18 protein-coding genes are annotated in these 21,864 nt (G+C 61.2%); 8 read left to right on the top strand and 10 right to left on the bottom strand.

Translation table 11 applies throughout. From position 1 onward, the window contains the following. Positions 1–40: 40 nt before the first annotated feature. From nuoI to nuoN, 6 genes are all read left to right on the top strand, one after another. Positions 41–583 (top strand): NADH-quinone oxidoreductase subunit NuoI, encoded by a 543-nt coding sequence (gene nuoI / locus BN1137_RS17620; RefSeq protein ID WP_050719839.1) that lies wholly within the window; start codon positions 41–43, stop codon positions 581–583. A 9-nt stretch (positions 584–592) separates the two neighbouring features. Next, on the top strand, positions 593–1,144 hold the full coding sequence (gene nuoJ, locus BN1137_RS17625; RefSeq protein WP_050719840.1) for an NADH-quinone oxidoreductase subunit J: 552 nt from the start codon (positions 593–595) through the stop codon (positions 1,142–1,144). After that, positions 1,141–1,449, top strand: a complete 309-nt coding sequence (gene nuoK / locus BN1137_RS17630) for an NADH-quinone oxidoreductase subunit NuoK (protein ID WP_041205926.1) — start codon at positions 1,141–1,143, stop codon at positions 1,447–1,449. Before nuoJ ends, nuoK begins: the two co-directional genes overlap by 4 nt. After that, positions 1,446–3,293: an NADH-quinone oxidoreductase subunit L gene (gene nuoL / locus BN1137_RS17635; protein WP_050719841.1), complete on the top strand. Its 1,848-nt coding sequence runs from the start codon at positions 1,446–1,448 to the stop codon at positions 3,291–3,293. Before nuoK ends, nuoL begins: the two co-directional genes overlap by 4 nt. Positions 3,294–3,377: 84 nt before the next feature. Then, positions 3,378–4,892, top strand: a complete 1,515-nt coding sequence (nuoM, locus tag BN1137_RS17640) for an NADH-quinone oxidoreductase subunit M (protein WP_050719842.1) — start codon at positions 3,378–3,380, stop codon at positions 4,890–4,892. Positions 4,893–4,938: 46 nt separating this feature from the next. Then, positions 4,939–6,402 carry an NADH-quinone oxidoreductase subunit NuoN gene (gene nuoN, locus BN1137_RS17645; protein ID WP_050719843.1) on the top strand — a complete coding sequence of 488 codons (1,464 nt, stop codon included), beginning with the start codon at positions 4,939–4,941 and terminating at the stop codon, positions 6,400–6,402. Between the two features lie 377 nt (positions 6,403–6,779). Here nuoN and purL read toward each other — a convergent pair whose 3' ends face one another. Next, the gene (gene purL, locus BN1137_RS17650; protein WP_050719844.1) at positions 6,780–10,673 is read right to left on the bottom strand and encodes a phosphoribosylformylglycinamidine synthase; all 3,894 of its coding nucleotides are present in this window, start codon (positions 10,671–10,673) and stop codon (positions 6,780–6,782) included. Between the two features lie 148 nt (positions 10,674–10,821). Here purL and mltF point away from each other — a divergent pair, with 148 nt between their 5' ends. Together mltF and BN1137_RS22560 are read left to right on the top strand one after the other, a co-directional pair. After that, positions 10,822–12,327 (top strand): membrane-bound lytic murein transglycosylase MltF, encoded by a 1,506-nt coding sequence (gene mltF / locus BN1137_RS17655; protein WP_050719845.1) that lies wholly within the window; start codon positions 10,822–10,824, stop codon positions 12,325–12,327. A gap of 143 nt (positions 12,328–12,470) precedes the next feature. Then, positions 12,471–12,617, top strand: coding sequence for a hypothetical protein (locus BN1137_RS22560; RefSeq protein ID WP_157433818.1), 147 nt, complete (start codon positions 12,471–12,473; stop codon positions 12,615–12,617). Positions 12,618–12,646: 29 nt separating this feature from the next. On the opposite strand, the gene BN1137_RS17660 is transcribed toward BN1137_RS22560, so the two are convergent. From BN1137_RS17660 to BN1137_RS17700, 9 genes are all read right to left on the bottom strand, one after another. Further along, the gene (locus BN1137_RS17660; protein ID WP_050719846.1) at positions 12,647–12,880 is read right to left on the bottom strand and encodes a zinc ribbon domain-containing protein; all 234 of its coding nucleotides are present in this window, start codon (positions 12,878–12,880) and stop codon (positions 12,647–12,649) included. A 107-nt stretch (positions 12,881–12,987) separates the two neighbouring features. Beyond that, positions 12,988–14,493: a ribosome biogenesis GTPase Der gene (gene der, locus BN1137_RS17665; protein ID WP_050719847.1), complete on the bottom strand. Its 1,506-nt coding sequence runs from the start codon at positions 14,491–14,493 to the stop codon at positions 12,988–12,990. Positions 14,494–14,567: 74 nt separating this feature from the next. Continuing rightward, positions 14,568–15,752, bottom strand: coding sequence for an outer membrane protein assembly factor BamB (bamB, locus tag BN1137_RS17670; protein ID WP_050719848.1), 1,185 nt, complete (start codon positions 15,750–15,752; stop codon positions 14,568–14,570). Beyond that, the gene (locus BN1137_RS17675) at positions 15,745–16,395 is read right to left on the bottom strand and encodes a YfgM family protein (RefSeq protein ID WP_050719849.1); all 651 of its coding nucleotides are present in this window, start codon (positions 16,393–16,395) and stop codon (positions 15,745–15,747) included. Before BN1137_RS17675 ends, bamB begins: the two co-directional genes overlap by 8 nt. A 3-nt stretch (positions 16,396–16,398) precedes the next feature. Next, complete coding sequence (gene hisS / locus BN1137_RS17680) at positions 16,399–17,676, bottom strand: histidine--tRNA ligase (RefSeq protein ID WP_050719850.1); 1,278 nt, start codon at positions 17,674–17,676, stop codon at positions 16,399–16,401. A 154-nt stretch (positions 17,677–17,830) separates the two neighbouring features. Next, positions 17,831–18,946, bottom strand: a complete 1,116-nt coding sequence (gene ispG / locus BN1137_RS17685; protein ID WP_050719851.1) for a flavodoxin-dependent (E)-4-hydroxy-3-methylbut-2-enyl-diphosphate synthase — start codon at positions 18,944–18,946, stop codon at positions 17,831–17,833. A 10-nt stretch (positions 18,947–18,956) separates the two neighbouring features. Next, positions 18,957–19,886, bottom strand: a complete 930-nt coding sequence (locus tag BN1137_RS17690) for a RodZ domain-containing protein (protein ID WP_050719852.1) — start codon at positions 19,884–19,886, stop codon at positions 18,957–18,959. After that, complete coding sequence (tapF, locus tag BN1137_RS17695; protein WP_157433819.1) at positions 19,876–20,667, bottom strand: PilW family type IVa pilus biogenesis/stability lipoprotein TapF; 792 nt, start codon at positions 20,665–20,667, stop codon at positions 19,876–19,878. Before tapF ends, BN1137_RS17690 begins: the two co-directional genes overlap by 11 nt. A 12-nt stretch (positions 20,668–20,679) precedes the next feature. Beyond that, a complete protein-coding gene (locus BN1137_RS17700) occupies positions 20,680–21,783 on the bottom strand; it encodes a dual-specificity RNA methyltransferase RlmN (protein WP_050719854.1) in 1,104 nt (367 codons plus the stop codon). Between the last annotated feature and the right edge of the window lie 81 nt (positions 21,784–21,864).

The raw sequence follows: 21,864 nt of genomic DNA on the forward strand, positions 1-21,864 counted from the left end.
AGCAAGACGCCAGTGCTGATAAATGTGCAGTGAGGCACCTATGAAAATTACGAACATTATCAAGGGTGTTGGCACCCAGTTGCGAAGCCTGGGGATGGTGTTCTCCCATGCCTGGCGCCCTCGCGAGACCCTGAGCTACCCGGAGCAGGCGGTCTATGCCGCCCCCCGTTTTCGCGGTCGCATCATACTGACCCGGGATCCCGATGGTGACGAGCGCTGCGTGGCGTGCAACCTGTGCGCCGTAGCCTGCCCGGTCGGTTGCATCTCGCTGCAAAAAGCGGAGCGAGACGATGGTCGCTGGTATCCGGAGTTTTTCCGCATCAACTTCTCCCGCTGCATCTTCTGCGGCCTGTGCGAGGAAGCCTGTCCCACCACCGCCATCCAGCTCACCCCGGACTTCGAGATGGGCGAGTATCGCCGCCAGGATCTGGTGTACGAGAAAGAGGACTTGCTGATCAGCGGTCCCGGCAAATACCCGGACTACAACTTCTACCGCATGAGCGGGATGGCCATCGACGGCAAGCCGAAAGGGGATGCCGAGAACGAAGCCAAGCCCATCGATGTCAAGAGCCTGCTGCCCTAGGAGTCAATCATGGAACTGGCATTCTATGCCGCGGCCCTGGTCGCCATTTACAGTACTGTGCGGGTGATCAGCACCAGCAACCCGATGCACGCGCTGCTCAACCTCATCATCTCGCTCATCGCCGTGGCCATGATCTTCTTCTGTCTGGGAGCCTCGTTCGCGGGCGCCCTGCAGGTGATCGTCTACGCGGGCGCCATCATGGTGTTGTTCGTGTTCGTAGTGATGATGCTGAACCTGGGCTCTTCCCAGGATCAGGAACGTCACTGGCTCACCCCCACCACCTGGGGCGGCCCTGCCCTGCTCTCTCTCGTCCTGCTCGGCTTCCTGGCCTATGGCATCCTCGGGGTTACCGGCGGTGAACTGGGTCTGACCGACGTCAGTGCCAAGGAAGTCGGCATCGCCCTGTTCGGTCCTTATGTGCTGGCGGTGGAGCTCGCCTCCATCCTGCTGCTGGCAGGTCTGGTCACCGCCTATCACCTCGGCCGTGAGGACAAGAGCGGGGAAGTGCTCTCCGTCCCCAAAACCGCCCCTCGTCCGAACCAAGAAGGAGGTCAGCAATGAGTGGTATTCCTATGGAACATGGTTTGCTGCTCGCGGCAATCCTGTTCTGCATCGGTCTTTGCGGCCTGCTGATCCGTCGTAACTTGCTGTTTATCCTCATGAGTATTGAAATCATGATGAATGCGTCCGCGCTGGCGTTCGTGGTGGCTGGTAGCCGCTGGGCCCAGGCCGACGGCCAGATCATGTACATACTGGTGATTTCTCTGGCGGCAGCGGAGGCCAGTATCGGCCTCGCCCTGTTACTGCTGCTCTATCGTCGTTACCACACCCTCAACGTGGACACTGTGAGCGAGATGCGCGGATGAGCCTCCTATTCCTGACTTTCCTGTTCCCGCTGCTGGGATGGCTGGTGCTGGCCTTCTCCATTGGCCGCCTCAGTGAACGCACCTCAGCGTTCATCGGTGTCGGCAGTATCGGCCTGTCGGCCCTGACCACAATCTGGGTCGGCATCGATTTTCTCGGCAACATGCCGGTGGGCGGCGTCTACACCCAGACCCTGTGGCAGTGGATGGCGGTGGGTGAATTCACCCCCACCTTCCGCCTGGCGCTGGATGGGCTGTCGCTCACCATGCTGGGCGTGGTGACCGGGGTGGGTTTCTTCATCCACCTGTTCGCCTCCTGGTACATGCGCGGAGAAGAGGGCTATTCACGCTTCTTCACCTACACCAACCTGTTTATCGCCAGCATGGTGTTCCTGGTGCTGGCCGATGACTTGCTGTTCGTCTACCTCGGCTGGGAAGGCGTGGGCCTGTGCAGCTACCTGCTGATCGGCTTCTACTACCGCAACCCGGCCAACGGCGCCGCCGCCCTCAAGGCATTCGTGGTGACCCGGGTTGGTGACGTCTTCCTCGCCATCGGTCTGTTCGTCCTGTACCGGGAGCTTGGCACCCTCAACATCCACGAGCTGCTGGTGCGTGCGCCGGCGATGTTTGCAGAGGGCTCCCCTGCCCTGTCGTTCGCCTGCCTGATGCTGCTCGGTGGCGCTGTCGGTAAATCCGCCCAGCTGCCGCTGCAGACCTGGCTGGCTGACGCCATGGCGGGCCCGACCCCGGTCTCGGCATTGATCCACGCGGCCACCATGGTGACCGCCGGTGTCTACCTCATCGCCCGTACCCACGGCCTGTTCCTGCTTGCCCCCGAGATCCTGCATCTGGTGGCGCTGGTCGGTGCCATCACCCTGGTGCTGGCGGGCTTTGCGGCCCTGGTACAGACCGATATCAAGCGGATCTTGGCTTACTCCACCATGAGCCAGATTGGCTACATGTTCCTGGCCCTCGGGGTCGGTGCCTGGGACGGGGCCATCTTCCATCTGATGACCCACGCCTTCTTCAAGGCGCTGTTGTTCCTCTCCGCCGGTGCCGTCATAGTCGCGACCCATCACGAGCAGAACATCTTCAAGATGGGGGGCCTGCGCAAGAGCCTGCCGCTGGTCTATGCCTGCTTCCTGGTCGGGGGCTCGGCACTGGCCGCGCTGCCGCTGGTGACCGCCGGTTTCTACAGTAAGGACGCCATCCTCTGGCAGGTGCAGGCCAGTGGCCAGAACACCCTGCTGTGGGCCGGTCTGGTGGGGGCCTTCCTGACCTCCCTCTACACCTTCCGCCTGATCTTCATCGTGTTCCACGGCAAGCCGCAAACCGAGGCCCATGCCGGTCACGGCCTGGCTCACAAGCTGCCGCTGCTGGTGCTGCTGGTGCTCTCCACCGCCATCGGCGCCTGGATAACGCCCCCCCTGGCGGGTGTGCTGCCGGCGGGCCCTGGCGATCACATCGAAGAGGGTCGTCACAGCCTCGAGATCCTCTCCGGCCTCATCGCCGTGGCGGGTATCGCGCTGGCCGCCTTCCTGTTCCTCGGTGAGCGTCGTCTGGCAAAGAGCATCGCAGAGAGCGCCCCTGGCCGCCTGCTCAGCACCCTCTGGTTCAACGCCTGGGGCTTTGACTGGCTGTATGACAAGCTCTGGGTCAAGCCCTACCTGCTGGCCACCCGGCTGCTGGGCAAGGATCCGATGGATCGGATGATGAACCTGCCCGCCGTGCTGGCCCAGGCAGGCCACCAGCTGCTGGCCTGGACGGTGACCGGCAAGCTGCGCTGGTACGCCGCCTCCATGGGGATGGGCGCCGCCCTGATCCTGGCGCTGCTGCTGCTCGGCTGAGTGTTCTCAACATGAGAGTCCAAACTCTGTGGCAGGCCCGGTGCCTGCCCCATTAGAACTAGAACCTAGACGAGAGCTGATATCGTGACCTTACTCTGGATCTTGTTAATTCCTTTTATCGGCGGCTTGCTCTGCTGGCAGATGGAGCGCCTCGGTGGACAGTTCGTCCGCTGGGTAGCCCTGCTGTCCATGAGTGCCTGCTTGTTGCTCTCCGGCGCCATCTGGCTCGGTGGTGACTTCTCCCTCGCCAACCCCGGCCTGCCGGTCTGGGCCGCCGAGTGGCAGTTGCCCTGGATCCCCCGCTTCGGCATCTCCCTGCACCTTGCGGTGGACGGTCTCTCCCTGCTGATGGTGATGCTCACCAGCTTCATTGGCGTGCTGGCCATCCTCTGTTCCTGGAAGGAGATCGTGCAGCGCATCGGCTTCTTCCACCTGAACCTGCTGTGGATTTTGGGCGGCGTACTCGGCGTCTTCATGGCGGTGGACTTGTTCCTGTTCTTCTTCTTCTGGGAGATGATGCTGGTCCCGATGTACTTCCTGATCGCGCTCTGGGGCCACTCGGTCACCGACGGTAAATCCCGGATCAACGCAGCCACCAAGTTCTTCATTTACACCCAGGCCAGCGGCCTCATCATGCTGGTCGCCATCCTCGGGCTGGTGCTGACTCATCACGCCGCCACCGGCGTCTTCACCTTCAACTACCTCGACCTGCTCAACACCCCGATGAGCATTGGTGTGCAGTGGCTGCTGATGCTGGGCTTCTTCATCGCCTTCGCGGTCAAGATGCCGCTGGTGCCCTTGCACGGCTGGTTGCCGGATGCCCACAGTCAGGCACCGACCGCGGGCTCGGTGGATTTGGCGGGGATCTTGCTGAAAACCGCCGCCTACGGTCTGCTGCGCTTCACCCTGCCGCTGTTCCCCGAGGCCTCCGCCCAGTTCGCCCCCTATGCCATGGGTCTTGGCCTCATCGGCATCGTCTATGGCGCCCTGCTGGCCTTCGCCCAGACCGACATCAAGAGACTGGTGGCCTACACCAGCATCTCCCACATGGGTTTCGTGATGATCGCCATCTACTCCGGTAGCGAGCTGGCGCTGCAAGGCGCCGTGGTGCAGATGATCGCCCACGGCCTCTCCGCAGCCGGTCTGTTCATCCTGTGTGGCCAGCTCTACGAGCGCCTGCACACCCGGGACCTGCGCCTGATGGGCGGTCTGTGGGGCCGTCTGCGCTACCTGCCGGGGGTGATGCTGTTCTTCTCGGTGGCCTCATTGGGGATGCCGGGGACCGGCAACTTCATCGGCGAGTTCCTGATCCTCATCGGCAGCTTCCAGGTTGCGCCGATCATGACCATCATCGCCACCTTCGGTCTGGTACTGGCCTCGGTCTACTCCCTCATCATGTTGCAGCGCGCCTGTTTCGGTGAGCCCAAGGATGAGAAGGTGCTCAAGGGTCTGGACGGCCGCGAGCTGGTCATGATGCTGACCATCGCAGGCCTGCTGGTACTGCTCGGCCTCTATCCCCAACCCATACTGGACACCGCCAGCAGCAGCCTGCTGAGCGTGCTGCACTGGTATGCGCTGCCGGCCACAGGAGCACTGTGATGATGCCTTCTCTTTCGCCTTCCTTGTCCACGTCAGGAGCACTGTCATGACGTTTACCGCAGCTCAACTGCTGACCCTGCTGCCCCTACTGCTGACCACCGGGGCCATGGTGGCCCTGATGTTGGCCATCGCCTGGAAACGCTGTGATGACACCGCCTTCGCGGTGACCATCACCGGTCTGAACCTGGCCCTCTTCTCCCTGCCCATCGTGATGGCGCAAGGGGACCAAGGGGTCACCCCCCTGCTGCAAGTGGACAGCTACGCCGTCTTCTACATGGGGCTGGTGCTTATCGGTGCCCTGGCGACCTGTACCTTTGGCCGCTCCTGGCTCAAAGGGTATCCGGACAACCGGGAAGAGTTCTACCTGCTGTTGCTGATCGCCACCGCCGGTGGCCTGGTGCTGGCGGGCTCGCGTCACCTCGCATCGCTCTTCATCGGGATCGAGATGCTGACCCTGCCGATGTTCGGCCTGGTGGGCTATGCCTACCGCGAGCGTCATTCGCTGGAAGCCAGCATCAAGTACATGGTGCTCTCCGCCGCCGCCACCGCCTTCCTGCTGTTTGGCATGGCGCTGCTTTACGCCCAGGCGGGAAGCCTGAGCTTCAGCGATCTCGGTCTGACCCTGGCCCAGAGCCCTGCTCACCATCCGCTGTTGATGGGCGGCCTCGGCCTGATGCTGGTCGGCTTCGCCTTCAAGCTCTCCTTGGCTCCCTTCCACCTCTGGACCCCGGACGTGTACGAGGGTGCCCCTGCACCGGTCGCGACCTTCCTGGCGACCGTCAGCAAGATCGCCGTATTCTGCGTGCTGCTGCGCTTCTATCTGGCGGTACCGGCCACCTCTGACCCCATGATCCACTGGTTATTGGCGGCCATGGCAGTCATTTCTATCGTCATCGGCAACCTCTTGGCGCTGATCCAGACCAACATCAAGCGGATGATGGGTTACTCCTCCATCTCCCACTTCGGCTACTTGCTGGCGGTGGTGGTGGCGAGTCGCCTCGGCCAGATGCCGGTAGAAGCGGCCGGCGTCTACCTGCTGATGTACCTGTTCACCAGCCTGGGGGCCTTCGGCGTCATCAGCATGATGTCCAGCCCTTACCGCGGCAAGGATGCGGATTCCCTGCACAGCTACCGCGGCCTGTTCTGGCACCGTCCTTACCTGACCGCCGTCATGACGGTGATGATGCTCTCTCTCGCTGGTATCCCCATGACCCTGGGCTTCATCGGCAAGTTCTACCTCATCGGCGTCACCGTCGATGCCAAGCTGTGGTGGCTCTCTGGCGCCATAGTTCTCGGCAGCGCCTTAGGGCTTTACTACTACCTGCGGGTCATGGTCACCCTCTACCTGCGCGAACCCGGCATGCAGCTGCGCGATGCCAAGGCCGACTGGGCCTTCTCCTCCGGGGGCCTGGTGGTGCTGCTCTCCGCCATTCTGGTGGTGGCGCTGGGTATCTATCCCCAGCCGGTCATCAGCCTGGTGCAGGGCTTCCAGAACGTGGTATTGCGATAAGCGCAGTCACCCGACATACAAAACCGGCCCTCGTGGCCGGTTTTTTTTATACCCCGATATAAAGGGCTCTCACCCTGCTTAGACCGGGCAGACCTGCGGCTCAGTGCTTCCCCTTCCCTCCCACCACCGCCCTCTACTTGTTTATCAAGCTGCCGGCTTCCCAAACATTGAGTAAGTGAATGCTGACACTATGAGTCTGCGAGCCTATGAAGTAGCAAGGCAGCAAGGCAGCAAGGCAGCAAGGCAGCAAGGCAGCAAGGCAGCAAGGCAGCAAGGCAGCAAGGCAGCAAGGCAGGATGATTCATCCCCTCTTCTGCATCCATAAAAAAACCGGCCACGAGGGCCGGTTTTCATTGCTGCGAAGCGTGGGTCTGAGGTTACCCCAGACGCACGCGAGCGTTGCGGAACATCCGCATCCAGGCGCCATCCTCACCCCAGTTGTCCGGGTGCCAGGAGTTCGCCACGGTGCGGAACACCCGCTCCGGGTGCGGCATCATGATGGTCGCGCGGCCGTCCTGTGTCGTCACGGCGCAGATGCCATCCGGCGAGCCGTTCGGGTTGGCCGGATATTGCTCGGTCACCTGGCCGCGGTTGTCCACGAAGCGCAGTCCCACCAGAGTGCTCTGTTGCAAGGCGGCCAGATGGGCGGCGTCACGCACCTCCACCAGCCCTTCCCCGTGGGAGACGGCGATGGGCATGACCGAGCCGCTCATGCCCGCGAAGAAGGCAGAGGGCGACTCCTGGACCTGTACCAGGCTGAAACGGGCCTCGAAGCGCTCGGAGCGGTTGCGCACGAAGCGTGGCCACAGCTCGGCGCCCGGGATCAGGGTGCGCAGGTTGGACATCATCTGGCAGCCGTTACAGACGCCAAGAGAGAGGGTATCGCTCCGCTCGAAGAAGCGCTGGAACTGCTCACGGGCCCCGTCGTTGAACAGGATGGACTTGGCCCAGCCTTCCCCCGCCCCCAGCACGTCGCCGTAAGAGAAGCCGCCACAGGCCACCAGCGTCTGGAACTCGTCGAGCTTGATACGCCCCTCGAGGATGTCGCTCATATGCACATCCACCGCCGCAAAGCCGGCTCTGTCGAAGGCCGCCGCCATCTCCACGTGGGAGTTGACGCCCTGCTCGCGTAGCACCGCCACCCGCGGCGACACGCCACGAGCGATGTAAGGCGCAGCCACGTCTTCGCTCGGGTTGAAGCGGAGCGAGGCATGCAGACCCGGATCGGCCGCATCCTGACGGGCGGCGTGTTCCTGATCGGCGCACTCCGGGTTGTCACGCAGGCGCTGCATCTGCCAGCTGGTCTCGCCCCAGGCGGTACGAAGGGCAGTGCGGCTGGCGCGATAGACCTCTGAGCCTGCGCGCTGCAGGGTGATGAGATCCCCCTCACATACGGTTCCCAACACATGGGAGCAGGCCGCCAGACCGTGGCCAGCCAACAGGGTCATGACCGCTTCCTTGTCATCGCGGCGCACCTGGATGACGGCGCCGAGCTCTTCGTTGAACAGCGCCGGCAGCAGCTCGCCACCGATGCGATCGAGCTGGATGTCGAGGCCGCAGTGACCGGCAAACGCCATCTCAACCAGCGTGACGAACAGGCCGCCGTCGGATCTGTCGTGATAGGCGATGAGTTTGCGATCTTCCACCAGCGCCTGGATGGCGTTGAAGAAGCCCTTGAGCTGAGTCGGATTGTCGAGATCCGGCGCGCTGTTACCGAGCTGACGATAGACCTGAGCCAGGGCCGAGGCGCCGAGGCGCTGCTTGCCGTTACCCAGATCGATCAGGATGAGATCGGTCTCACCCAAGTCGGTACGCAACTGTGGGGTGACAGTATTGCGCACGTCTTCCACCCGGGCGAAGGCGGTGATCAGCAGGGAGAGCGGCGAGGTGACGCTGCGCTCCTCACCCTCTTGTTGCCAGCGGGTCTTCATGGACATGGAGTCCTTGCCGACCGGGATGGTGATGCCAAGGGCCGGGCAAAGCTCCTCGCCCACCGCCTTGACCGCTTCATAGAGACCGGCATCTTCACCCGGATGGCCAGCGGCGGCCATCCAGTTGGCGGAGAGCTTGACCCGTTTCAGGGAGCCGATATGGACCGGCGCCAGGTTGGTCAGCGCCTCGGCCACCGCCATACGGGCGGAGGCGGCATGAGACAACAGTGCCACCGGAGTACGTTCGCCCAGGGACATGGCCTCGCCGTGGTAGCCGTCATAGGTGGCGGCGGTCACGGCGCAATCGGCCACCGGGATCTGCCAGGGGCCGACCATCTGATCGCGATTGACCAGACCGGTGACGGAGCGATCGCCGATGGTGATGAGGAAGGATTTTTCCGCCACGGTCGGCAGACGCAGCACGCGCATCGCCGCCTCACTCAGGGTGACACCGTCCAGTTGCAGCGCCTTGCCCTGGGCTGGCAGGCTGGCGACGTCGCGGTGCATCTTGGGCGCCTTGCCGAGCAGCACGTCCAGCGGCAGGTCGATGGGCTGGTTGTCGAAGTGGCTGTCAGACAGGGTCAGATGTTTCTCTTCGGTGGCCTGGCCAATCACCGCATAGGGCGCGCGCTCACGCTCGCACAGTGCCTTGAACAGCGGCAGCTTGTCTTGCGCCACCGCCAGCACGTAACGCTCCTGGGATTCGTTGCACCAGATCTCCAGCGGGCTCATGCCCGGCTCGTCGCTCGCGATGGCACGCAGGTCGAACTTGCCGCCGCGCTCGCCGTCATTGACCAGCTCCGGCATGGCGTTGGAGAGGCCGCCGGCACCCACGTCGTGAATAAAGACGATGGGGTTGTCATCGCCGAGCTGCCAGCAACGATCGATCACCTCCTGACAGCGGCGCTCCATCTCGGGGTTGTCGCGCTGCACCGAGGCAAAATCCAGATCCTCGGCAGACTGGCCGGAGGCCATGCTGGAAGCCGCTCCGCCGCCTAGCCCGATGTTCATGGCCGGGCCACCGAGCACGATGAGGGCGGCTCCTACCGGGATCTCCCCCTTCTGGACGTGCTCGGTGCGGATGTTGCCGATACCGCCCGCCAGCATGATGGGCTTGTGATAGCCGCGCACTTCGACGCCATTGTGGCTCGGCACCTTCTCTTCGAAGGTACGGAAGTAACCGAGAATCGCCGGACGGCCGAATTCGTTGTTGAAGGCGGCGCCGCCGAGCGGCCCCTCCTGCATGATGTCAAAGGCGCTGACGATACGGCTCGGTTTGCCGAAATCCTGCTCCCAGGGCTGCTCGAAACCGGGGATGCGCAAGTTGGAAACGGAGAAACCGACCAGACCCGCCTTGGGCTTGGCGCCACGACCGGTGGCACCCTCATCGCGAATTTCACCGCCAGAGCCGGTTGCGGCGCCCGGGAAGGGCGAGATGGCGGTCGGGTGGTTGTGAGTCTCCACCTTCATCAGGATATCGACCCGCTCCTGGTGATACTGATATTCACCGCTGGCGGGGCTTGGGAAGAAGCGGCCACCCTCGCTGCCTTCCATCACGGCGGCGTTGTCTTTATAGGCAGACAGGACATGATCCGGCGTCTGCGCGAAGGTGTTCTTGATCATCTTGAACAGCGACTTGGGCTGCAGCTCGCCGTCGATGGTCCAGTCGGCGTTGAAGATCTTGTGGCGGCAGTGCTCGGAGTTTGCTTGGGCAAACATGTAGAGCTCGATGTCGTTGGGATTGCGACCGAGTTTCTGGAAATTCTCCACCAGATAGTCGATTTCATCATCGGCCAGCGCCAGACCCAATGCCAGGTTGGCCTCGGCCAGCGCGGCACGACCGCCCCCCAGTACGTCGACCTGGGTGAAGGGACGTGGTGCGTGGTGCGCAAACAGGGCACTCGCCTGGGTCAGCTCGTCAAACACCACTTCCATCATGCGATCGTGCAGCAGGGCCGCCAGCTCGCCGCGCTGGGCGGCATTCAGGACATGCTTGGGCTGCAGGTAGTAGGCAATACCGCGCTCCAACCGCTTGACCTGGGTCAGGCCGCAGTTGTGGGCGATGTCGGTTGCTTTGGAAGACCAGGGGGAGATAGTGCCGGGACGGGGGGTAACGAGAAACAGCTGACCGCTGGGGGTGTGTTCTGGGATGGTCGGGCCGTAGCGCAGAAGCTGGCCCAAGGTCGCTCGCTCGGGGGGCGACAGCGGGCTCGATAGCTCGGCAAAGTGCACGTATTCGGCATAGACACTTTCTATCTCTACTCCTCTCTGCACGCAGCTTTGCAGCAGCTTGTGGACACGAAACTCAGACAGTGCAGGGGCACCACGCAAGATTTCCATATACCTTCTCACCAAGTTTTAGAGTGTGGGGGGATTTGAGACGCGCGTATTATAGGGATCCGCCTCACAACGGACAAACGTTTTTCTCATCCCGCGCGATGTGACTCGCTCCACACTCTCTGGTATAAAGGAGCCTCTTTTTTGACAAATGCCGATTTTTTCAACAAGGGTACTCACCTACTTGCGCTGCATTTTTCGACTGATTATCGGGATCATGTTAACGCTGGCCCTCGCCGGCTGTGACTTCTATTCCCCCTCCAGCCAACTGGAACAGATCCGCCAACGGGGCGAGATCCGGGTTGGCACTATCTATGGCCCTACTTCCTATTACCAGCGCGACGACACCGCGCAGGGGTTCGATTACGAGCTGGCACAACACTATGCCGACTGGCTCGGCGTCAAGCTGACCATCATTCCCGCCTACAGCACCGCCGAACTGGTGGAGTTACTGGAGAAAGGCAAGCTGGATCTCGCCGCAGCCGCCATCGTGGTGACCCCGGAGCGGCGCGAGCTGTTTCGTTTCGGCCCTGGCTTCTATCAGGTTGCCCCGAAACTGGTCTATCGCAATGGTGCCCCCAAGCCCAAGGATCTCGGCGATCTCAAGGGATCCATCGTGGTACCTGCCGGCTCCACCGGTGAAGATCTTCTGAAGCGACTCGCCAAGCAAAACCCCAATCTCGACTGGAGCGCCAATCGGGATGCGGATGTAGAAGAGCTGCTCAAGCAAGTCGCCGAAGGCACCATTGACTACACGGTGGTGCAGGATACGGTGCTGGCTCGTGCCCAGCGCTACTACCCCGAGCTCACCGAGGGGATGACCCTTGCCAAGAAGCAGGCCGTCGCCTGGGCCATGACCAAGCAGCCCGATGACAGCCTCTATGCCAGCATCATCGACTTCTTTGGCCAACGTTTCATGGATGGCTCCATCGCCAAGCTCGATGAGAAGTATTTCGGCCACGTGCAGAACTTCGACTTCGTCGACACCCGCACCTTCTTACAGCGCGCCAAGAGCCGGTTGCCCAAATATCAGGACCTGTTCCAGACCCACGCCAAGGATATCGACTGGCGTCTGCTGGCAGCCATCAGCTATCAGGAATCCCACTGGGATCCGGAAGCGCGCTCCTACACTGGGGTGCGCGGCATGATGATGCTGACCGAGCCCACCGCCAAGGCGATGGGGGTCAGTGACAGAACCCATCCGGAGGAGAGCATCAAGGGCGGTGCCCGTTACCTGCAGGAGATGATGGAGAAGGTGCCGGACTCGGTACCGGAGGACGAGAAGGTGTGGTTTGCTCTCACCGCCTACAACATCGGCTACGGCCACATGATGGATGCCCGCCGCCTGACCAAGCAACTCGGCAAGAATCCCGATGCCTGGAGCGACGTGAAAGAAGTGCTGCCGCTGCTGCAACAGGCCCGCTGGCACCGCAAGGTGCGCTACGGCTATGCCCGCGGTGGTGAGGCGCGCAACTACGTCAACAACGTGCGCCAGTATTACCAGAGCCTGCTCTGGCTCGACAACGAGCAACAGAAGGCGCAACGTCGCGAGGCACTGGATGAGGATGACAGCAGCGAACCCCATGATGCGCCTGTCACCAGTGGGGAACGCCCCACCATCATCGCCGAGGTGGTCAAGCAGATCATCGCCCCCTGAGCCCGGCACACGTTTGTTTTTCGGGTGAGTTCTCTGTTACCATCCCACCAGACCTGAGCCTGTCTGAAGGGTGTTTATCGCAATCTATTCCTCAACTTGCGACAGCCCATCAGCAGCGCCAGGATGACCAGGGAGGAAACAAAATGAGAACACGCAGAAGAGCCACGCTGGCCAGGAAAACCAAGTGTGCCTGGAGCCCCAGACGCAAGCTCAAGCTCAACGACATGAAACGCAAGATCTGGCGCCGCAATCGCTCCTACACCTTGCTGATTGCAGAGCACACAGAATAAACCCGGCAATTGCCGGGTTTTTTAATACCTCATGCCGGCGTAGCCGGACTCACCTCAAAGATCACCCCTCGCTTCGACACCAGGCTGTTGCAGTGATTGCAGAAGTAATCCACGGCGCCGCAGGCTCGCAGGCGCTCAAGCTCATGCTGGCAGGTCGGACACAGTGCCCGGATCCGATAATGCGCCTGGCACTGGGCGCAGCTCGTCTCGCTGCTGCGGCTGTCAAGCGTAGCGCTGCAGGTCGGGCAGATTGGCATGCTCATGTTCGTCTCCTCTCAAAAGTCGATCTGCGATGAGTGGCCCCACGGCACATTGACCTTCCCCATTTTTAGCTGAAAAAAACGGCTGCCACCTGGGCAGCCGTTCGGGCTTATTTCTTGCTCTTGGTGCGCGCCTTGAGCAGGCGGTCACGTTGCCGCTCCTGGCTCAGGGTCAGGGTATTCTTCCTGCCCTCGAACGGGTTGACCGACTCCTGGAATTCGACCCGGATCGGAGTACCCATGATCTTCAGGGACTTACGGAAGTAGTTGATGAGATACCGCTTATAGGAATCTGGCAGATCGTTCAACTGGTTACCGTGGATCACGATACGCGGCGGGTTGTAACCACCGGCGTGAGCGTACTTCAGCTTGACCCGGCGACCGTTCACCATGGGCGGCTGGTGATCTTCCTGCGCCATCTGCATGATGCGGGTCAGCATGGCGGTGCTGGTACGGCGCGTGGCGGACTGGTAAGCCTCCTGGATGGATTCGAACAGGTGGCCGACACCGCTGCCGTGCAGGGCGGAGATGAAGTGCACCCGGGCGAAGTCGATGAAGCCCAGACGTCGGTCCAGCTCGTTCTTCACGTCCTCTTTGACCTTCTGATCCAGGCCGTCCCACTTGTTCACCACCAGCACCACGGAGCGGCCACTGTGCAGCACGAAGCCCAAAATGCTCAGGTCCTGATCGGTGATGGTCTCGCGCGCGTCGATCACCAGCAGACAGACGTTGGCATCCTCGATGGCCTTGAGGGTCTTGATGACGGAGAACTTCTCCACCGTCTCATGCACCTTGCCACGACGACGTACACCGGCGGTATCGATGATCACGTACTTCTGCTCGTCACGCTCCATCGGGATATAGACGGAGTCGCGGGTGGTACCCGGCATGTCATAGACGATGACCCGGTCTTCACCCAGCATGCGGTTGGTCAGGGTCGACTTGCCGACGTTGGGGCGACCGACGATGGCAAACTTGATGGGCAAGTCGGCGAACGGGGTCTCCTTGGTGTCTTCCTTGGTATCCAGATCACCGGCGGCTACCATGCGCAGCAGGGCTTCTTCATCGAAGTCCTCTTCCAGTTCCTCTTGCGCATCTTCCCCGGCAGCGGCTTCGACCAGCTCTTCCAGATGGGGAGCCAATGCCAGCTCCAGCAGGCTCAGTACGCCACGACCGTGGGCCGCCGCGATCTGGTAGACCTCGCCCAGCGCCAGCGCATAGAACTCGGACACGGCGGAATCACCGTCGATGCCGTCGGTCTTGTTGGCGACCAGGAATACCTTCTTGTGGGTCTTGCGCAGGTGCTCGGCGATGGCCTGATCCGCGGCGGTCAGCCCGGCACGGGCATCCACCATGAACAGCACCACATCGGCTTCTTCGATGGCCAGCAGGGATTGCTCCGCCATCTTCAGCTCGATCCCTTCCTCGGTGCCATCGATACCGCCGGTATCGACCACGATAAATTCCAGCTCGCCCAACTTCGCCTGGCCGTATTTACGGTCGCGGGTCAGACCGGGGAAATCGGCAACCAGGGCGTCCCGTGTGCGGGTCAGGCGGTTAAACAGGGTGGATTTCCCCACATTGGGGCGGCCCACCAGGGCTACTACAGGAGTCATAAAAGCCTCATTCTCAAGACGACAAAGGCTCCGGGTCCGAAGACCAGGAGCCGGATATTCACATTGAAGGGTGATCAGGGACGCGCGAGGGCGTACAACTTACCACCACGGCTCTGCACATACAGGGTGTCACCGTCCACCAGGGGGGCGGCATAGAGACCACTGCTGTCGAGCTGCTGCATGGCCTTGATAGTACCGTCGGTACGATCCAGCCAATACAGGTAACCTTCCACATCGCCCACCACCACATAGTCACCGAAGATGACCGGGGCGGTAACGCTGCGATTCTCCAGCTGGGTATTGGACCACAGCTCCAGTCCATTGCGCCTGTCCACCGCGAACAGGTGGCTGCGGCTGTCGGTCAGCACGATGGCGTTGCCGGTGACGGCCAGGTCACGATAGCCGGAATACTTGCGCTTCCACACCTCGTCTCCGGTCATCAGCTTGCGCGCCATCAACTGACCATTGTAGGCGATGGCATAGAGCTCATCACCGGCGATCAGCGGCGTGGCATCCACATCCACCATGCGATCCAGCTCGGTCGCACCCCGTGGATCAGCCACCTTGGACTGACGAACCGGCTGACCGTTGCTCAGCAGAGCGATGCCGACCTTGCCATCGGCGCGGCCGTACAGCACGGCGCCGTTGGTGATGACGGGCGCACCAGCACTGCGCAGGGTCAGCGGCGGCTGCTCTTCAGACAGGGTCCACTGCTGCTTGCCCTCGTCGGTATCGAGCGCGATCAGGCGACCCGAGGTGGTCAACACCACGACCCGACCATCTTCGACGGCGGGACTGGCGACCACTTCACCCGGCACCTTGGTCTGCCACAGCACTTCCCCGTCCGCTTCGTTCAGGGCGTAGACTACCCCGTTCTCGGAGCCGAGGAACAGCTTGCCGTAGCGAGACACCAGACCGCCGGAGAGACGGGCACTGCGCTTGTCGACGTTGACCGGCAAGTCCGCCAAGTCCACGCTCCACAGCACCTTGCCACTCTTGCGATCGAAGGCGGTGACATCACCATCACGGGCGGCGGCATAGATATGATCTTCTTCAACCACAGGCTTTAGCTGGGAGTAGAAATCACCGATGCCATCGCCGACGGAGGAAGACCACTGGGTATCGGCGGAGAACGCCGATTCCACCACCGGCAGCGGCGCCATCGGGGTCAGGTCTTCTTCCGAGCTAAACAGGGAGCAGCCCTGCAACGCCAGAGAGACGGCGGCGCCGAGCGCCAGTCGTTTGTACAGATTACGCATCAGGTGCCTCACCCGCAGTCACGGCTGGCAGCGCCAGATCGTCCATCTTCAGCTTGAGCTCGGCGCTCGCCTGCAGGCCACCGGCATCGGCCGCTGCCTGATAGGCGTCACGGGCTTCTTCCGGCTTGCCCTGCTTGAGCAGCACGTCGCCACGGGCTTCCGCGACCTGAGCCTTGAAGGCATCGTTGTTGATCTTGCCAAGCTGGGCCAGCGCCTCGTCAGCCTTGCCTTGATCGTTCAGCACGCGGGCCAGACGCAGGGCGGCGATGGGGCGGATGGCTTCATCGCCGTTGGCAGCCACGTCGGTCAGCTGCTCAACGGCCAGATCCAGCTTGTTGGCCTTGACCGCAGCGCCTGCCAGCTGCAGGGCAGCCAGTTCGGCGTAAGCATCACCCTTGTGGGCGGTGATGAAGTTCTTCGCCTGTTCCAGAGCGGCATCGTCGCCCTTGGCCAGCTGGGTCGTCATCTCGTTGTAAGCCTGGGAGGCAGTTTCCTGGCTGGTCAGCTGGTGCGCGTTGTAATAGCGCCAGCCAAACAGACCGACCAGACCGATCACAGTCCCTGCAAGTACCGAGGTCCCGTTCTCTTTCCACCAGCTCTTGATGACTTCGACCTGTTGTTCTTCGGTGGTATAGACTTCCACAGCTTACTCTCCTTTAGCTGCCAGCAGGGCGATGGCGGCATCAACCTTGACGGTCTGTTGCTCGGCCTGGCCACGTAGATACTTGATGGTGATTTCCCCGCTTTGCACCTCGGTCTCACCGAGGATCAGAGCAATGGCCGCGCCGCTCTTGTCGGCACGCTTGAGTTGTTTCTTGAAGTTACCGCCACCACAGTGGCTCATCAGCCGCAAGTCCGGCAGCGCATCACGCAGCCGCTCGGCCAACTGGAAGCCCGCTTGTTCGGTGCCCTCACCCACCATGGCCAGGTAGACATCGACCGCTGGACGGATATCGGTATTGAGCTCGAGGGTTTCGAGCATCAGCACCAGTCGCTCCATGCCCATGGCAAAGCCGACCGCCGGGGTCGCTTGACCACCGAGCTGCTCCACCAGGCCGTCGTAACGACCACCGGCACAGACGGTGCCCTGGGCACCCAAGCTGTTGGTGACCCACTCGAACACGGTGAGGTTGTAGTAGTCGAGACCACGGACCAATCGCTCGTTCACCTCAAACTGGATGCCGGCCGAGGTGAGCAGCGCCTTGAGCCCTTCGAAATGAGCCAGGCTCGCCTCGCCCAGGTGATCGAACAGACGCGGCGCGTTGACCAGAATGGCCTGCACCTTCTCGTCCTTGGAGTCGAGCACCCTCAGCGGGTTGCTGTACATGCGGCGCTGGCTCTCTTCGTCCAGCTGATCCTTGTACTGCTCCAGATAGGCGATCAGCGCATCGCGATAAGCGGCACGCTCCTCGCTCTGACCCAGGGTGTTGAGCTGCAGGGTCACGTGATCCTGAATGCCAAACAGACGCCACAGACGGTGAGTCAGCATGATGAGCTCGGCATCGATGTCCGGCCCGTTGATGCCAAACAGCTCGACCCCGAACTGATGGAACTGACGATAACGGCCCTTCTGGGGACGCTCGTGACGGAACATGGGACCCATGTACCACATCCGGCGTTCCTGGTTATAGAGCAAGCCGTGCTCGATACCGGCACGCACGCAGCTGGCGGTCCCTTCCGGGCGCAGGCTCAGGCTGTCGCCGTTGCGATCCTCGAAGCTGTACATCTCTTTTTCGACCACATCGGTCACTTCACCGATGGCGCGTTTGAACAGATGAGTCTGTTCGACGATAGGCATGCGCACTTCGCTGTAGCCATAGCTGGCCACGACCTGGCGCAGGATCTGTTCCACTTTCTGCCATACCGGGCTCTGCTCCGGCAGGCAATCATTCATACCGCGAATTGCTTGGATCTGTTTTGCCACGTTGCTACTCGAGAAAAAGACGTGAAATTTGGCCGCATTATAGGGATTTTCGACCCCGAGGTAAAATCAGGGTGCCCAGATACGGGATTTAAAATCAACTACCTAAAGTCGGGGCCACCCCAGGTGGCCCCGCTCTGGTTGAAGCCTGAGTGGTTCAACCCTTGTCTATCTGGATCTGGTTGGCCGGATCCAGCATGGCCGCCCGGGCACGGATGCGCCGCTCCAGGGTCGGAATGAGATCCTTGTTGTCGAGCCGATCGACTCGCTGGCCACCCTCATAGAAAGCGCTCTTGTTGGCGGCGCCCGCGAGCCCGAGATCCGAGACCAGCGCCTCGCCCGGGCCATTGACCACGCAACCGATGATGGAAACATCCATCGGGGTGATGATGTCTTCCAACCGCTCTTCCAGGGCGTTCACCGTGCTTATCACATCAAACTCCTGGCGAGAGCAGGAGGGACAGGCGATGAAGTTGATGCCACGGGAGCGGATGCGCAAGGATTTGAGAATGTCGAAACCGACCTTGACCTCTTCCACCGGATCGGCTGCCAGCGAGATGCGGATGGTATCGCCGATACCATCGACCAGCAGCATGCCCAGCCCGATGGCGGATTTCACCGCACCGGCGCGGAATCCGCCCGCCTCGGTAATACCGAGGTGCAGCGGCTGCTCGATCTGCTTGGCCAGCAGACGGTAAGCGCCCACCGCAAGAAACACATCGGATGCCTTGACGCTCACCTTGAAGTTGTCAAAGTTGAGGCGATCCAGGTAATCCACGTGGCGCATGGCCGATTCGAGCAGCGCCTCGGGGGTCGGCTCGCCGTATTTTTCCTGGATGTCCCGCTCCAGCGAGCCACCGTTGACGCCGATGCGGATCGGGATGTTGTAGTGGCGCGCGCAATCGACCACGGCACGCACCCGCTCCTCGTTACCGATGTTGCCCGGGTTGATACGCAGGCAGTCGGCACCGTATTCGGCCACTTTCAGGGCGATACGGTAGTCGAAGTGGATGTCGGCAACGATGGGGATGCGGGTCTGTTGTTTGATGAGCTTGAAGGCTTCTGCCGCTTCCATGGTCGGCACCGAGACCCGGACGATATCCGCCCCCACCCGCTCGATCCGCTGGATCTGCTCGACGGTGGCGGCCACGTCAGTGGTCTTGGTGTTGGTCATGGTCTGTACCGTGATGGGGGCATTGCCCCCAACCGGTACATTGCCGACCATGATCTGCTTGGACTTGCGACGAATAATGGGGGATTCGTGAGCGGACATGGCGGACTGATTACTCCTGCGGCAGTGAGAAGCGAGCAGTCCGGCCGTTATTGTAACGGCTCATGTCAAAGGACTTGCCCTGATATTCGAGATTGACCGCCATGGGCGCGCCAACGATGAATTTGAGTGGCTCGGGTCCTTCCAGCACAAGTTCGTCATTTGCCTTCTTCAGACCGCTGAACAGGGTCTTGCCGTTGGCATCCTTGACATCCAGCCAGCAGTCGGCGGTGAAGCTCAATTTGAGCTGAGGCACCTTACCAGGCTCGGTGGTGGCTTCATCGGCCGGGGCCGCTGTCTCAACCGGCGCAGACGCATCGGTCGTCACGGCGGCACTGGTCTCAACCACGGCCGGCGCGGCTGTGACTGCGCCACTCACCACGGGATCGACGGCAATGGCCACGGCTTCAGATACGACGGGCAACACAGGGTCAGCCACATCCACCGACGCGGCATTGACACTTGGCATATTGCCGGTCGTGCCCATCTCGGTCGCGGCCAGCGCGTCGTCACCGGCAGAGCGGCGCGCCGTGCTTTGCCACCACCAGGCGATCGACAGTGCAACAAGCACCAGGATCACCAGCCAGGTCACCACCTTGAGCCGACTGTCGTTGGCTTGCTGGCGGGAACGGCGAGAGAAACTCTGCATGTCGATGTTGTCGGGTGGCGTCAATCCCAGCTTGTCATAAGCGGCCAGAATGGTCTGTTCGGGAATACCGACCAGCTTGGCATAGGTTCTCAGATAACCGCGGATGAAGGTATGGGAGGTATGTTTGTTATACGAATCCGATTCTATCTCTGCGATCAGGGTCAGACGAAGGTGAATGCGAGACGCAACTTGCTCTCGTGTCCAGCCAAGCTGTTCACGGGCGTTGCGCAGCAGTTGGCCTGGGCCCACTGCCTGGGAGTCGTCTTGAGAGTCGTGTGGCTTTTCAGTAGTCATTGGCTAAGTAACGCTTGGCTTGTTGCGAAGTGGGATATTGCCTTACCAGCTCAGTCCCGAATTGGTGAAGTAATGCCGGCTTGTCCATGGCCTGAGCCAGCCGCAGCCTCAACCAGAGGCTGTCCTCGTTTTCGTCTGCCACGTCGGCAAAACGAACGAGGTAGGACTGCACATCAGGCAGCTTGCCATCTTTCATGGAAAGCTCGGCCATGTCCAGCAATAACCTTGGATTGCGGGGATTATACCCCAAGGCCAGACGATAGTACTCGCCAGCCTTATCATTTCTGTGATTTTGCATGGCGCACAGCGCCGCGTTCTCGTAGGTATCGGCGATCTTGACGTAATCCGGCTGGCTGACGGCCTGCAGGAATGCCTTGTCCGCCTCATCGAAGCGGCCGCGATTACAGAGGAAGGCACCGTAGTTATTCATCGCGTCAGCATTGGACGGATCCATGGCCAGCGCTTTCTTGTAGCTCTCTTCGGCCGCCTTGTAGTCTTCGACCTGTTGGTAGAAGTAGGCGAAACCGATATAGACCTGAGGGTTGCTGGAGTCGTACTGAAGGGCTCGGTCAAGATTGAACTTGGCCTGCTCGGCATTTCCCTGCCGAAGATATTGAATGCCCAAATCGAGGCGGGTTTGGGCAGCCGCCTTGAGGTCGGGTCCCACTTCACGCTGGGTCGAATTCTGGCCAGCGTAAGTGGTCTCGGTAACACAGCCGGGCAGCGCGCAGAGCGCCGCCACTACGATCAATGTACGTGTATTCATTCCCTGACTATACAATGGCTTAGCGAGTTAAACCATTTTGACGGAAATCCCGTCCTGTTGCATCCGATTTTTCATGGTGCGTTTGGTGCGATCGATCACCTCCCCCACCAGCTGGCCACAGGCCGCATCGATGTCTTCACCCCGGGTCTTGCGCACGATCACGGTGAAGCCATATTCCATCAGCACCTTGGAGAAACGGTCGATGCGACTGTTGCTCGGCTTGCCGAACGGGTTGCCCGGGAAGGGGTTGAACGGGATCAGGTTGATCTTGCAGGGTGTGTCTTTGAGTACCTTGGCCAACTCGTGAGCCTGCTGCATGTCGTCATTGATATGATCGAGCAGCACATATTCCACGGTCACACGGCCGCCGTTGGCATTGGACTTGGCCAGATAGCGACGCACCCCGGCGAGGAAGGCCTCGATGTTGTACTTGTCGTTGATCGGCATGATCTCGGAGCGCAGCTCGTCGTTTGGCGCATGCAAGGAGATGGCCAGGGCCACGTCAATCTGATCACCCAGCATGTCCAGCGCGGGAACAACCCCTGAGGTGGAGAGGGTGACGCGACGCTTGGAGATGCTGAAACCAAAGTCGTCCATCATCAGCTTCATGGCCGGCACCACGTTGGCCAGGTTGAGCAGCGGCTCGCCCATGCCCATCATCACCACGTTGGTGATGGGCCGCTTGCCACCGACGACCTTGGCGGCGCGCCAGACCTGACCGATGATCTCGGAGACTTTCAGGTTACGGTTGAAACCTTGTTGAGCGGTGGAGCAGAAGGTGCACGCCAACGCGCAGCCGACCTGGGAAGAAACACAGAGGGTCGCCCTGTCCCCTTCCGGGATGTAGACGGTCTCCACTTCCTGATCGCCCACCTGCAGTGCCCACTTGATGGTGCCATCGGAGGAGCGCTGCTCGCGGCTGATCTCCGGGGCACGGATCTCGGCGATGGTCTTGAGACGCTCACGCAGCGCCTTGTTGACGTTGTTCATCTGATCGAAATCATCACAACCAAAGTGATAGATCCACTTCATTATCTGATCTGCCCGGAATGGCTTCTCGCCCAGTTCGACGAAGAAGGCACGCATGGCATCCCGATCGAGATCCAGCAGGTTGGTTTTTGTTTCGCTCATCAATGGCCTCAGCTCACTCACTTCATAAATTATTGGCTGACTTACGTCAGGGGGCGGCATTGTACAAATAATGGGTCTGCC

The organism is Aeromonas tecta (genome assembly GCF_000820185.1).
Lineage (GTDB): Bacteria > Pseudomonadota > Gammaproteobacteria > Enterobacterales > Aeromonadaceae > Aeromonas > Aeromonas tecta.

Excerpts from the sequence above, each read along its gene's own strand:
- nuoI (WP_050719839.1), top strand. The coding sequence starts at position 41 with ATGAAAATTACGAACATTATCAAGGGTGTTGGCACCCAGTTGCGAAGC.
- ispG (WP_050719851.1), bottom strand. The coding sequence starts at position 18,946 with ATGTCCGCTCACGAATCCCCCATTATTCGTCGCAAGTCCAAGCAGATC.
- BN1137_RS17690 (WP_050719852.1), bottom strand. The coding sequence starts at position 19,886 with ATGACTACTGAAAAGCCACACGACTCTCAAGACGACTCCCAGGCAGTG.
- nuoJ (WP_050719840.1), top strand. The coding sequence starts at position 593 with ATGGAACTGGCATTCTATGCCGCGGCCCTGGTCGCCATTTACAGTACT.
- nuoN (WP_050719843.1), top strand. The coding sequence starts at position 4,939 with ATGACGTTTACCGCAGCTCAACTGCTGACCCTGCTGCCCCTACTGCTG.
- BN1137_RS17660 (WP_050719846.1), bottom strand. The coding sequence starts at position 12,880 with ATGAGCATGCCAATCTGCCCGACCTGCAGCGCTACGCTTGACAGCCGC.
- bamB (WP_050719848.1), bottom strand. The coding sequence starts at position 15,752 with ATGCGTAATCTGTACAAACGACTGGCGCTCGGCGCCGCCGTCTCTCTG.
- nuoK (WP_041205926.1), top strand. The coding sequence starts at position 1,141 with ATGAGTGGTATTCCTATGGAACATGGTTTGCTGCTCGCGGCAATCCTG.
- der (WP_050719847.1), bottom strand. The coding sequence starts at position 14,493 with ATGACTCCTGTAGTAGCCCTGGTGGGCCGCCCCAATGTGGGGAAATCC.
- purL (WP_050719844.1), bottom strand. The coding sequence starts at position 10,673 with ATGGAAATCTTGCGTGGTGCCCCTGCACTGTCTGAGTTTCGTGTCCAC.
- BN1137_RS17700 (WP_050719854.1), bottom strand. The coding sequence starts at position 21,783 with ATGAGCGAAACAAAAACCAACCTGCTGGATCTCGATCGGGATGCCATG.
- nuoL (WP_050719841.1), top strand. The coding sequence starts at position 1,446 with ATGAGCCTCCTATTCCTGACTTTCCTGTTCCCGCTGCTGGGATGGCTG.
- BN1137_RS22560 (WP_157433818.1), top strand. The coding sequence starts at position 12,471 with ATGAGAACACGCAGAAGAGCCACGCTGGCCAGGAAAACCAAGTGTGCC.
- mltF (WP_050719845.1), top strand. The coding sequence starts at position 10,822 with ATGCCGATTTTTTCAACAAGGGTACTCACCTACTTGCGCTGCATTTTT.